Origin of the sequence: Klebsiella sp. 2680 (genome assembly GCF_900198535.1) — a bacterium.
GTDB lineage: Bacteria > Pseudomonadota > Gammaproteobacteria > Enterobacterales > Enterobacteriaceae > Klebsiella > Klebsiella indica.
The window spans coordinates 445,785-458,017 of record NZ_FZNJ01000002.1; the positions used below are offsets into that span (position 1 = coordinate 445,785).

At 52.2% G+C, this 12,233-nt stretch carries 16 protein-coding genes; 8 read left to right on the forward strand and 8 right to left on the reverse strand.

Annotated elements, in window-relative coordinates:
- The first annotated feature begins 128 nt into the window (after positions 1–128).
- Positions 129–1,412, forward strand: coding sequence for a YeaH/YhbH family protein (locus tag FN037_RS09485; RefSeq protein ID WP_138361259.1), 1,284 nt, complete (start codon positions 129–131; stop codon positions 1,410–1,412).
- A 66-nt stretch (positions 1,413–1,478) separates the two neighbouring features.
- On the opposite strand, the gene FN037_RS09490 is transcribed toward FN037_RS09485, so the two are convergent.
- Entirely contained in the window at positions 1,479–2,621 is a 1,143-nt protein-coding gene (locus FN037_RS09490; RefSeq protein ID WP_138361312.1) for a glycosyltransferase family 9 protein, read from the reverse strand.
- A 476-nt stretch (positions 2,622–3,097) separates the two neighbouring features.
- Here FN037_RS09490 and FN037_RS09495 point away from each other — a divergent pair, with 476 nt between their 5' ends.
- Entirely contained in the window at positions 3,098–3,598 is a 501-nt protein-coding gene (locus FN037_RS09495; RefSeq protein ID WP_138361258.1) for a YbaK/prolyl-tRNA synthetase associated domain-containing protein, read from the forward strand.
- Positions 3,599–3,795: 197 nt separating this feature from the next.
- Positions 3,796–4,242 carry a DUF441 domain-containing protein gene (locus FN037_RS09500; protein ID WP_142502089.1) on the forward strand — a complete coding sequence of 149 codons (447 nt, stop codon included), beginning with the start codon at positions 3,796–3,798 and terminating at the stop codon, positions 4,240–4,242.
- Here the strand turns inward: FN037_RS09500 and FN037_RS09505 are convergent.
- Positions 4,226–5,017: an AraC family transcriptional regulator gene (locus FN037_RS09505; RefSeq protein WP_142502090.1), complete on the reverse strand. Its 792-nt coding sequence runs from the start codon at positions 5,015–5,017 to the stop codon at positions 4,226–4,228. The genes FN037_RS09500 and FN037_RS09505 overlap by 17 nt on opposite strands.
- 99 nt (positions 5,018–5,116) lie before the next feature.
- Here FN037_RS09505 and FN037_RS09510 point away from each other — a divergent pair, with 99 nt between their 5' ends.
- Complete coding sequence (locus FN037_RS09510) at positions 5,117–6,301, forward strand: CynX/NimT family MFS transporter (protein WP_142502091.1); 1,185 nt, start codon at positions 5,117–5,119, stop codon at positions 6,299–6,301.
- A gap of 40 nt (positions 6,302–6,341) precedes the next feature.
- Here the strand turns inward: FN037_RS09510 and FN037_RS09515 are convergent, their stop codons facing one another.
- Complete coding sequence (locus FN037_RS09515; RefSeq protein ID WP_142502092.1) at positions 6,342–7,034, reverse strand: CTP synthase; 693 nt, start codon at positions 7,032–7,034, stop codon at positions 6,342–6,344.
- 251 nt (positions 7,035–7,285) lie between these two features.
- Between FN037_RS09515 and FN037_RS09520 the strand changes: the two genes are divergently transcribed.
- The gene (locus tag FN037_RS09520; RefSeq protein ID WP_138361253.1) at positions 7,286–7,633 is read left to right on the forward strand and encodes a DUF488 domain-containing protein; all 348 of its coding nucleotides are present in this window, start codon (positions 7,286–7,288) and stop codon (positions 7,631–7,633) included.
- A gap of 3 nt (positions 7,634–7,636) precedes the next feature.
- Here FN037_RS09520 and FN037_RS09525 read toward each other — a convergent pair whose 3' ends face one another.
- A complete protein-coding gene (locus FN037_RS09525; protein ID WP_138361252.1) occupies positions 7,637–7,876 on the reverse strand; it encodes a DUF333 domain-containing protein in 240 nt (79 codons plus the stop codon).
- A 432-nt stretch (positions 7,877–8,308) separates the two neighbouring features.
- Between FN037_RS09525 and FN037_RS09530 the strand changes: the two genes are divergently transcribed.
- The 3 genes from FN037_RS09530 to FN037_RS24590 all read left to right on the forward strand — a co-directional run bounded on the left by FN037_RS09530 (position 8,309) and on the right by FN037_RS24590 (position 8,756).
- Positions 8,309–8,410 carry a YoaK family small membrane protein gene (locus tag FN037_RS09530; RefSeq protein ID WP_138361251.1) on the forward strand — a complete coding sequence of 34 codons (102 nt, stop codon included), beginning with the start codon at positions 8,309–8,311 and terminating at the stop codon, positions 8,408–8,410.
- On the forward strand, positions 8,410–8,484 hold the full coding sequence (gene yoaJ / locus FN037_RS24755; RefSeq protein ID WP_138361311.1) for a protein YoaJ: 75 nt from the start codon (positions 8,410–8,412) through the stop codon (positions 8,482–8,484). Before FN037_RS09530 ends, yoaJ begins: the two co-directional genes overlap by 1 nt.
- A 140-nt stretch (positions 8,485–8,624) precedes the next feature.
- Positions 8,625–8,756 carry a hypothetical protein gene (locus FN037_RS24590; protein WP_241675628.1) on the forward strand — a complete coding sequence of 44 codons (132 nt, stop codon included), beginning with the start codon at positions 8,625–8,627 and terminating at the stop codon, positions 8,754–8,756.
- 47 nt (positions 8,757–8,803) lie between these two features.
- Here the strand turns inward: FN037_RS24590 and FN037_RS09540 are convergent, their stop codons facing one another.
- From FN037_RS09540 to FN037_RS09555, 4 genes are all read right to left on the reverse strand, one after another.
- Entirely contained in the window at positions 8,804–9,067 is a 264-nt protein-coding gene (locus FN037_RS09540) for a DUF2534 family protein (RefSeq protein ID WP_138361250.1), read from the reverse strand.
- 117 nt (positions 9,068–9,184) lie between these two features.
- On the reverse strand, positions 9,185–9,823 hold the full coding sequence (gene leuE / locus FN037_RS09545; RefSeq protein ID WP_138361249.1) for a leucine efflux protein LeuE: 639 nt from the start codon (positions 9,821–9,823) through the stop codon (positions 9,185–9,187).
- 88 nt (positions 9,824–9,911) lie between these two features.
- Positions 9,912–10,826, reverse strand: a complete 915-nt coding sequence (gene lpxP, locus FN037_RS09550; RefSeq protein ID WP_142502093.1) for a kdo(2)-lipid IV(A) palmitoleoyltransferase — start codon at positions 10,824–10,826, stop codon at positions 9,912–9,914.
- 563 nt (positions 10,827–11,389) lie between these two features.
- Entirely contained in the window at positions 11,390–12,160 is a 771-nt protein-coding gene (locus FN037_RS09555; protein WP_142502094.1) for a class I SAM-dependent methyltransferase, read from the reverse strand.
- Positions 12,161–12,233: the final 73 nt, after the last annotated feature.

A 12,233-nucleotide genomic window follows, 5' to 3' on the forward strand; every position in this document is an offset into this window, starting at 1 on the left:
GGCCCCGCGGGGCAAGGCTCAGGAAGGGGCCGAGTGAAGGCCAACGCGCAGGCAACGTGAAGTATGACGGTATAACCCCTCAATAAAACAGGACGGGTATCGTTGGCAAATGCAGTACAGGAGGGCATATGACCTGGTTCATAGACCGACGCCTGAACGGGAAAAACAAAAGCGCCGTCAACCGGCAGCGTTTTTTGCGCCGTTACAAAGCGCAGATAAAACAGTCGATCTCCGAGGCCATCAATAAACGCTCGGTGACCGATATTCAGAGCGGAGAGTCCGTCTCCATTCCAACGGACGATATTAACGAACCGATGTTTCATCAGGGTCGCGGCGGACTTCGCAACCGCGTACACCCCGGCAACGATCACTTTGTCCAGAATGACCGAATTGAACGGCCACAGGGTGGCGGTGGCGGAGGTGGCGGCGGCCAGGGACAAGCCAGCGCCGATGGCGAAGGGCAAGATGAATTTGTCTTTCAGATTTCGAAAGACGAATACCTTGATCTGCTGTTTGAAGATCTTGCGCTGCCAAATCTGAAGAAAAACCAGCAGCGGCAGTTGACGGAGTTTAAAACCCATCGCGCAGGCTACACCGCCAATGGCGTGCCGGCCAATATCAGCATCGTTCGCTCGCTGCAAAACTCGCTGGCGCGACGTACCGCCATGACGGCCAGTAAACGTCGTGAACTGCATACGCTGGAAAACGAACTGGATATCATCAGCAAAAGCGAACCCGCACAACTGCTGGAAGAGGAACGGCTACGTAGAGAAATCGCAGAGTTACGGGCAAAAATCGAGCGCGTACCGTTTATTGATACGTTCGATCTGCGTTACCGGAACTATGAAAAGCGGCCAGAACCCTCAAGCCAGGCGGTGATGTTTTGCCTGATGGACGTTTCCGGCTCTATGGACCAGGCAACGAAGGATATGGCCAAACGGTTTTACATCCTGCTCTATCTGTTCCTCAGCCGGACTTATAAAAACGTTGAAGTGGTCTATATTCGCCACCATACCCAGGCCAAGGAGGTTGATGAGCACGAATTCTTTTATTCCCAGGAAACCGGCGGCACGATTGTCTCCAGCGCCCTGAAATTAATGGATGAAGTGGTCAAAGAGCGCTACGACCCTGCGCAGTGGAATATCTACGCCGCACAGGCATCGGATGGTGATAACTGGGCGGACGACTCGCCGTTGTGCCACGAACTGCTGGCGAAGAAAATCCTGCCAATCGTGCGTTACTACAGCTATATCGAGATCACCCGTCGGGCGCATCAGACGCTGTGGCGCGAGTACGAACACCTGCAGGCAACATTTGATAATTTTGCCATGCAGCATATTCGCGACCCGGAAGATATCTACCCGGTGTTCCGCGAACTGTTTCACAGGCAGGCATCGAAAGCAGACAGTTAACCTTCGCAAAACAGCCAGCATCCTGCTTCGCTGGCTGTTTTTTACGCTGACTTTATCCAGCCGCGCCTATTGCAGCAGATCAGGATCAATCGCTGACATAATGAGATCCGGCAGGTTGTCCATCTGATGCACTTTGCCGCATTTAACAATAATTTGTCGCGCGTTATCGTATCCTGGCGCCCACAGCCGATTATTTAAAAGCACATCTTTATAGACTGCGACTAACGGTTTTTTCCATGCCGCCGCCATATGTACCACCGACGTATCCGGCGAAATAACCAAATCCGCTTGCGCAATTAACGCCATGCAATGGTGTAGCGTTTTAAACGGATTAACGCTCACTTTTTCCGCTAAGGGAATGCGAATTTCATTACGGTGATCGAGCAAGATAATATTGACATCAGGATAGTCTGTACGCAGTCTGGCGATAAGCGTTGCCAGTTGCTCCTGCGACATACTGCGATCCTGATTGCCGGCAAAAATATTAATCACCACCTTGCGCCCTTCCCGGCCCGCCATGTAGTCGCCCACTTCCTGATACACATCCTGTGGAATATGCAGATCATAAGACGCGAGATGTTTTTTATCCAGCTTCAGATAGTCGGCGATAAGATCAAATGTCTTACTGACGTGCAATTTTTCGCAATCAAAATCAAAAGACTTTGAATAGTGATTAATTGATGGCCATTTATTAAACCCCAGTACCGATTTAGCATTTATCTGCCGTAACAGCAACATCCTGTGTACCGGGATATCAAACAATGACGGGTCAATAACTATATCGTACTTATTATTCGCAAGCTCATTAATAATGGACTTAGGCACGTTATGGGTGAATTTACGCAAAAAATCCGCTGAGCTGACATTGTCAGCTTCGTAAATATGGCGAATTCGCGGGTTATGCCGCATCACCTGACTGTTCGACTTCGTCAACAGAAAGTCAACGGTCATTCCCGCTTCATGCAGGCATTTAACCAGCGCGGAATCGACGACCACATCGCCTAAAGCGCCTTCATTACGCATCAGCAACACGGTTTTCGCTGACGATAAATCAACCTCATGCCGCGTGCGGCTATCCCAGAACGCCTTCGCGAGATGAATCCGAACCGCGCTACGGACTCTCTTGGTAAAATAGTTACGGCGTCTGTTCAACTCCCTTATTTTTTGGAACTTTCTGGGGGATACCTGCACCGCTACCTTCTCCGTCATCATAACCTCGTAACCACATCAATAGCATCGATATTAGCCATCCTAATGACTAATAAAAACAAAAAAAGTTCTCGCGATAAGTAAAATCGTTGAGCGTTTGATACTGGCAGGATAGTAATATGTTTTTTTATTCCAGCATATCTTATTGAAGAAAAAACGCATTAAATGTGGAGTTAATGTGGAAGATATAAAGGCAATCCCCCTTCTGCACAGGGGGAAAATATGCCTGGAATATATACTTCTTGATTGCATATATCGCGTTCATGTGCGTTGGCCCATCACTTGCCCTTACCAACGCGGTTATAAACGTTTAACCATTTTGTTCCGCAATATGCATTATTTCCGTTCTCAATCCTGATTCTCCACGCACCACCAGAATTAATGAATCAGCTTCCGGATGCGACACGCCATCGCCGGTTTTCATCCGTTGCGGAGAGGATTACACTCACAGCTTTATGTACAAGATAAAGGTCGATATGAACGGATCGGTAAGACAGAACCCCCACCAGCAGTTGCTCAATCTGCTTGACGTACACCATGCGCGCTACCGGCTCATGAAGCATGATGCTGTCGGCAAATGCGAGGCCGTGTCGGCGATCCGCGGTACCGCTCTGGGCCAGGGGGCGAAAGCGCTGGTATGCAAAGTTAAAGGTCACGGTGTGAACCAGCACGTACTGGCTATCCTCGCCGCCGATCGGCAGGCGGATTTAGCCCGTCTGGCCGAATATATTGGCGGCAGCAAAGCCTCGCTGGCCAGCCCGGCAGAGGTGGAAACGCTGACCGCCTGTGAATTTGGCGCGATCCCCCCCTTTAGTTTCCACCCGGCGTTGCGGCTGGTTGCCGACCCGCTGCTGTTTGAGCGTTTCCCAGAAATCGCCTTTAACGCGGGCAGACTCGATACGTCGATTATTCTTGATACTGACGACTATTTACGGATTGCGCGTCCGGAACTGGCCGTATTTCGCCGCCAGGACTGAAACCTTTTCGGCCCGGAAACAGTGGCCTGAGGTCAAGGTGACTCTCCCGACGTTAATACCCGCAAGCTCCGCCTCGGGGAAACACAAGGCACGGGCCCAGAAATAGCGAACATACGGTAAAAAAGCCTGTTTACTCACGCGATTATGCGTAAAGTAAACAGGCTTCTCTTTTGATATTTTGGCAAGGACCTCTGCACATGTTCGATACTACCCTGCTCATTCTGCTGGGCCTCGCAGCGCTCGGCTTTATTAGCCATAACACCACCGTCGCTATTTCAATCCTGGTTTTAATTATCATTCGCGTTACACCGCTGAACGCGTTCTTTCCATGGATAGAAAAGCAGGGGCTGACCATCGGTATTATTATCCTCACCATTGGCGTGATGGCCCCTATCGCCAGCGGGACGCTGCTGCCCTCAACGCTGCTCCATTCATTCGTTAACTGGAAATCGCTACTGGCGATTGCCGTGGGCGTATTTGTATCCTGGCTGGGCGGTCGAGGCGTCGCCCTGATGGGCTCACAGCCGCAGTTGGTTGCCGGATTGCTGATCGGCACCGTGCTCGGCGTCGCCCTCTTCCGCGGGGTCCCGGTCGGGCCGCTAATCGCCGCGGGGATCGTCTCCCTGTTTATTGGTAAGGCGTAGTCAGACTGGCAAGATAGCGTCCTGGCGTCTGTCCCAGCCCCTTTTTAAACATCGTGATAAAAGCGGTCGTGGAGTCATAGCCCAGGTTCTGGGCCGTCTGTTGCACCGACAGACCGCGGATCAGCATCTGCAAAGAGAGGATTAACTGTAGCTGATGCCGCCAGCGGCGAAAATTCAGCCCCGTCTCACGCACCACCAGCCGCGCCAGATTACGCTCACTCATGGCGAATGCCTCCGCCCATTGCGTCAGCGTTTTCCAGCGTGCCGGCTCGGCGGCTATCATTTCCGCCATTTGATGAATTTTAGGGTGCCCGGATACCGGTAGCTGAAGATGCTCCTGCGGCTGCTGCGGTAGTTCGTCGAACAGTACCTGCACCAGCCTCGCTGTCTCCGGCTTATCCGCCCCGGCCCTGCCACGTTGGGCCATCGCGAGGATAAGCTCACGAACCAGCGGTGAAATCTTTAACGTGCAGCAGCGCCGCGGCATCGGCGCGGCATCAGGTTCAATAAACAAAAAACAGATCTGCGCCTGCGGTGTCGCGCGGTTACTGTGTGGCACCTGACCCGGCACCCATACCGCATACTGCGGCGGAACCATCCACATCGCATTCTCCACCTCGCAGGTTAGCGCCCCGCGTAGCGCAAGAATCAGTTGCCCTTTGCGATGATGATGGCGTGGAATGTACTGCTCGTCGGCAACGACCTGGATGCGAAAAGCCAGCGCCGCATCACGATCGCTATCCGGATCGTAGCCATCAAGACCGAGTCCGATCATAAAATTGTCCGATTTTAGCGATAATCTGTCATTTTAGCTTGATTCAAACAGGTGGCAAACACGCTATTGTTAAGCCCCGTTTCCTTGTCTGAGATAGCCATGAATTTTGTTTCACCTGCTGCCGAACGCCCCCCTTTTTTATTCATTGTCGGCATACTGCTTATTGCGACGACTTTACGCGTGGCATTTACCGGCGCCGCGCCATTACTGGATGCCATTCGCGGTGAATATGGCCTGACTACGGCGCAAACCGGTTTACTGACCACCCTGCCGTTGCTGGCCTTTGGTCTGGTTTCCCCGTTGGCTGCGGGCATTGCACGCCGTTTCGGTATGGAGCGCAGCCTGTTGTTGGCAATGATTCTGATTTGCCTCGGGATCGGATTGCGCTCCCTGCCCTCCGTTGCGCTACTGTTTTTCGGCACCGCGATAATCGGGTGCGGCATTGCCCTTGGCAACGTCCTGCTTCCGGGACTGATCAAACGAGACTTCGCCCGGCACATTGCCAGAATGACCGGCGCATACTCCCTGACCATGGGCGCTGCGGCGGCGCTGGGGTCGGCAATGGTGGTGCCACTGGCGCTTACCGGAATGGGCTGGCATGGCGCGTTGTTGATGTTAATGGTTTTCCCCTTACTGGCGCTGTTTGTCTGGCTGCCGCAATCACGTCGCCAGGTTCCCGCGACTCTGACGGGGTCAGGCGCGATGCACAGTCGCGGTATCTGGCGCTCGGCGCTGGCCTGGCAGGTAACGCTTTTTCTCGGGATTAATTCGCTGGTCTATTACATCATCATCGGCTGGCTCCCCGCCATTCTGCAAAGCATCGGCTACAGTGAAACGCAGGCGGGTTCGCTACACGGATTGCTCCAGTTGGCCACCGCCGCACCAGGACTGGTCATCCCGTTACTGCTTCATCGTTTGCAAGATCAGCGCGGCATTGCCGTTCTGACGGCCCTGATGTGCACAGCCAGCTCGCTTGCTCTGTGGTTTTTCCCCGCCCAGGCGGCCGTGTGGGCGATTATCTTCGGCTTTGGTTCCGGTGCGACCATGATTCTGGGGCTGACCTTTATCGGCCTGCGCGCCAGCTCAGCACACCAGGCGGCGGCGCTGTCAGGAATGGCGCAAACCGTTGGTTATCTGCTGGCCGCTTGTGGTCCGCCGATAATGGGGAAAATACATGATGCCAACGGCGACTGGCATATTCCGCTGATCGCCGTGGCGATGATGTCCGTCGTGATGGCCGTGTCTGGCGCCCTGGCCGGACGCAATCGAGAAATTCACGGCTGACACTGCCCACGCCCGGCTATCTTCACTGCCGGGCGCGTGCTCATTGATTTGCCGCGCGTAAGAACGCCTGTACCAATGGTGCGGGCCGCCCTTCCAGTGCATTGCGTTCATGCTGGAATAGCGTGGCGACGAAGAACGGATGTGTCACCAGTTCCACCGCCCGGATCTCGCCTTCATCATCCCAGCCGGTCACCCGCAGATCGCCCTGCTCCAGCTCCCGGGCAAACGCATCGGCAATCCCGTAACTACAGTGATATCCCTCTTCAATACTGTCACGACCATAGGCTCTGGCGATAAGCGTACTGGCGCGCAGTTCAATTGTGTCCGACTTTTCCACCAGTGAGCAACTTAGCGGTGCAATCACCATTCGTCCTTCGGTATCGGTCTCCGCATGCGCGGCATCCCGCCAGCCCAGGACATTGCGCGCGTATTCAATAATCGCATGCTGAAATCCGCCACAGGTACCGAGGAACGGCACACCGTTTTCACGCGCGTGACGAATGGCGATAAACGCGCCTTCGGTATTTTTATAAGGACTGCCGGGAACCGCCCAGATAGCATCATAGTGGGCAAGCATATCGGCGGAGTTTATCTCACGGGTTGCCAGCCAGTCATAGCGCAACGGTAGATCCAGCACGGCGGCGGCATCGTCAATTGCCAGGGGAATCGCTTTGTGAGCGAGGGCATCGGGGTTGTAATCACCAACCAGGGCGATACGCAAGAGAGAGTTCATAGCAGGTTCCTTATGTTACAGCGATTATCAGACAACACAAGGAACCTCAGATTAACGATCCCGGCGGCCGAACACAATCCTTATTTCCTAAAACGGCTGAAGACGTACAATGTCATCTCACAGGCGTTATGGTATGACGTACAGACACTATCTGCTCTACAATGACAGCGTTAGCGAACAGATTCAGGCGCCGCTTCCCGGCTTCACGAATACACAATGACGTGTCTGACGGGTACGAAGGGAGGATCACAATGATTCAATGTAAACGCGTTTATGATCCCGCGGAAGAGCGCGACGGCTATCGCGTTCTGGTCGACCGCCTGTGGCCGCGCGGGATAAAAAAGGCGGCGCTGCATTATGATGAATGGTGCAAAGCCCTCGCACCGTCCGCTGACTTACGTAAGGCATTTCACAGCGAGACGATTGATTTCGCCCACTTTAGTCAATGCTACCGCAAGGAGCTTGATGACCAGCGCGATGAAGGCCTGCGCCTCGTCGCACTGGCCCGCCAGCAGCCGCTGACGCTGCTCTATGCAGCGAAAAATACCCGGCAAAACCATGCCCGGGTGCTGGCAGACTGGCTGACCGCGCTTAAATAAAAATTATGACTTCTTCGGGTGATCGCGACGCCAGAGCGCCCATTCGTCTATGGTTTCGCCGCCGGGAAGTTTGCAGTCACTACGTACGCCCTGCGGGCTTTGAACCGGGACCAGAACGCCCCCCTGTTGCCCGCAATACACCGAAGCCGGATTAGCCATCCCTGGCGGATGAGCGGGCTGAGTCGGTTGAGGTTGCGCACATCCCGCAAGTACCAGAGGAAACATCACTATCATCCACTTCATTTCGGCTCCTTCATTGTCATTGTTCGATACGGCCTTTCGCCCTGAATCTTCACGATTTCTCCATTTTAGCCACACTTTTACCTCGTAGAGTAGCTCCTGTTCTCGAACTGACCAGAGAACAGATCATTCCATAATCAATGAGTTTTTTCCCCGCCTCCCCCGGCGGGGTTTTTTTAGGGTTAAACCCACCAAATAAGATAATTGATTTAAAAATTGTCCCGTCAGTAAGCTGCGCTGACTTGCCAGCGGCTTCATTAACGGCGTGATCTTCCCCTTTAAGGTTGTGGCGTATTCCCGAATCGCATCACGCCCGCCGCACGCTTTAGCACAATAACGGTCTTATCGTCAGCGAATTTTTCATCTTGCCTGGACTAATTGAACGCGAAATCCGCTATGATATGACGCCTCACTTGCATCTACAGGGACACCATAATGAAACTGGGTATTCTATTTCCGGTCGTGATTTTTATCGTCGCGGTTATTTTTCTGGGCTGGTTCTTTATTGGAGGTTATGCAGCGCCGGGCGGAGCATAATGAAAAAAAGCACCCTTATAATGCTCATCGTCGCCATTGTGGCCGTCGCGGGCACGCAATTTGGCTGGTGGTAAATCCAGGAATAATCGCTTCCTCATCGGCGGGATATTGCAGAATTATCTTATCTACTCAATAGGTTAAAAGAATATAGTCACTTCATCAGCCGACTCCGCCGGCTGGCCCCGGCGGACGGATTTAACGGGAGAAGTGAGGAATGAAAAAACCGATTGTGTTGCCGCTGATTCTCGCGCTTTGCACGCTGTTATCGGGATGTATTATCGACCCAGGCTATCATCGCGGGCCGCCGCCGCCCCACTATCATTGTGATGACAGAGGATGGAGATAACGCGAAAACATAACAAGGCGAACGTCTGTTCGCCTTGTTGCCTGAGCTTAATCCTGACGATCTGAACCTAAAAACAGAAATCCCAGCGGAATAGAGAATAAAAGCGTGAACACGAGGCTGTAGACCATAACCATCGCCCCCTGCAGGAAGAACATTGACGTCGTCCACTCTGAGTACGGCATATTATACTCACTTACCACCCCACCAAAGGTCGCACGACCAACGACAAACAGCGCGATAATAAACACCGTGGCGATCGACAAGAAGAACTTCTTGCTGTTTTTATTGTGAGTCAGTTTCTGCAGAATCATCCGGTTCCCTTCTTTTATGCGCGATAATCAGCTGTATATGTAACACCAATGCAATCAAAACTGAAGGCGTTTGTTACAAACAAAGAACGGTCGGCCACGCGCATACCGGCACGATGATTACGACTGGAGCGTCGCCAGACGGGCGGCGAAACCAACAAAAATAAGGCCAATCAGGCTGTTGCCAATTTTCGCCAGTTTCTTTTTCGTTTTCACGTAGCGGGTGACAAAAGAGCCGGAAAGAATCAGAAAACTCATATAGAAGAAGCTAATAACTTCCAGCGTCAGCGCCAGAATAAAGAACGCCAGGCCAGGCGTTCTGGCATTAACGTCAATAAACTGAACGAAAAATGAAACATAAAACAGAATGGCTTTCGGATTCGTCAGGCTGAGCGTCAGAGAACGTTTCAGGATAGCGCTCCCCGGTTCCGACCCAGAAGCCGAATGACCCTCGCGCTGGGTTAGCACCGCATAGAGCATTTTACCGCCCATCCACAGCAGATAAATCGCCCCCAGATAACGAACAATATTGAACAGCACCGGAGTGGTTTTGATAAGCGTCGCGACACCGGCAAAAGCCAGAAACATCAGCACCGCATCACCAAAGAACACACCTGCCGCGGCCAGATAGCCCTTTTTAACGCCGTGAGCGATGCCGGTCTTCAGAACAAAAAGGGTATTTGGGCCGGGGACAAGAATGATAAAGATAGCCCCAACCAGATAGGTCAGGTAATTCAACACACCAAACTCAGCGAACACAACGCACTCCTTCGCTTACAACAACAAATGATCCCGCGCACGTTAACGCAACAGGGATCATTTTGAAAGCGCTGTAAGTGCGGATCGCTTAATAGAGCGAAGCTTCCCCCAGCGGACGGGTCTTAAAGCGGCGGTGAACCCACAAATACTGCTCTGGCGCGCGCAGAATCTCTTTCTCAATAACCTTATTGATATAGCTGGCCGCATCCTGCTTATCTTCGCCAGGATAATCACTCATCACGTCGCTGATATGCAGACTGTAACCTTTACGATCCGCCTTGCGCACCATACTGATGGTAAGCATTTTCGCGCCGGATAAGCGGGACAGCACATAGGTGCCGTTAGTGGTTGCCGCCTGTTGTACCGAAAAGAACGGCGCAAAAACGCTTCCCTTCGGACCGTAGTCCTGGTCAGGTGCGAACCACACCGCTTCGCCAGATTTCAACGCATGTACCAGGCCGGACAAATTGCGGCGATCAATCATCGCTTTATTGGAACGTAAACGACCACGCGTCTGCACCCACTCCATCAGCGGGCTATTATGCGGACGGTAAGTTGCCATCATAGGGCGACAAATTCCCATCGTACGCCCACCGAGTTCAAGAGACATAAAGTGTATGCCAACCACCATCACGCCTTTTCCGGCGTTCAGGGCATTATTAAGGTTAGCCATGCCTTCAACATCAAACCATTTCCTGACCCGCTCATCGCTCCAGAACCAGGCCATTCCCGTTTCAATAAGCCCCATTCCCAGCGACATAAAGTTCTGTTCAATGAGTTTCTCACGGGCGGCCGACGACATATCCGGAAAGCAGAGTTCGAGATTTCGTCTGGCGATATGCTCCCGGCGTCGGAGAAAACGTCGTGACGCCCGACCGGCGCTGCTGCCGATAATGTGCAAAATGGGATAAGGTAACTGAACGATAAGCCAGAGTATGGACAGGCCAAACCAGGTCCCCCAGTTACGCGGGTGGAGTAAACTTTTGTTAAAAGCGCAAGACATGTTTTTTCCTGTAAACATCTGAACATGAGGTAACGCTTAAGGAAAAAACGAGTCCCTTCATCTGTCATTAGGCGGTACGTGTAACAGTTGAGACAATAATAATCCTGATAAATTCATTCCGGCAAGTAAAAAACCGCGACAGCATAAAAAAACACAATACCCGCACAGTTGTAACAAAATGTAAAATACAAATAAATAAGTAATAAAAAATAGCCTCAAAAATGATTATCACGCTAATGATTCATTCTACTGTAACGCCCTCAATTTCGATGCGCCGTCGCCGTAAACCCCCGGTGGCTGACGCCACGGCAGGCGCTGCGATCGCCTGCCCCGCGGCGGTTCGCATTAACCAAAACCTTAGCGCCGCGAAATAAAACGCAACGAGGCGCGGATCCGCAGTAGGCCTGAATACGCTATTCATTTATCGCGCCCTGCCGTCAGCCACATTAAACAATGTAATTATCGAGATAACGTCTGAAATAAGAATCCACTTATTTTATCGCTGCTGATAGTTAATTTTCAGCGCAGCGATTCATAGCGCAACCATTATTGCAGATTTTTATCTACGGCCCTTTAACCGAACAGCAGGAAATAAAGTTCAGGCGTTTTTTCTGGCGCCGGAAAAAACGCATCATAGACAAAAATCTCGGACGATTCTCTCGTTTCAACAAACCATTGCAGGCAATCCTGAGCGCCTGTTTATATCCTTCATCTTTAATTAACCCCAGCGGCGACATCAGCGACATCGGTCCATGATGAAAACGCACGGAAGCAAAGCCTGCCCGCTGGAAAATCGCCTGCCAGCCCGCGGCGCTTAACGGGCTGACGTGAGATTTCACGACCCCCTGAAGCTGAAGACGCGTTTCGTCATCGAGCGCATCCTGAGAATACATAATATCATGAGTCAATAAACGACCGCCGGGTTTCAGCACGCGGAAATATTCCGCCGCCAGCTTCTCCTTCGCTTTATCGGCGTACATGGTAAGCATCGCCTCATTAATCACCACATCAAACGTACCGTCGGGAAAGGGCAAACGATTAGCATTGGCCTCCAGCACCACAACCCGATTATCCACGCCCTCACGGACGATATTTTGTCGGGCTTTCGCCAGCGCCTCTTTATCCATATCAATCGCGTAGACGCTGCAACGAAAACGTTGCGCCAGCTCAATCGCGGTGGTGCCCATATTACAGGCCACCTCCAGGACTTTACTCTCCGCGGTAAAGCCCGCCTGCTGAAACAACCACTCTGTTGCCTCTATTCCCCCAGGGCGTAAACGGGTTTTCCCCAGTCTGGCCAAAAACGTATGTCCAGCTTGTTCGCTTGTGTTCATCAGCATCCCCTTTCTGACTTTATAAGATGCATTATAAATACAACATTATGATTGCCGGGGGAATGCCGTGAAT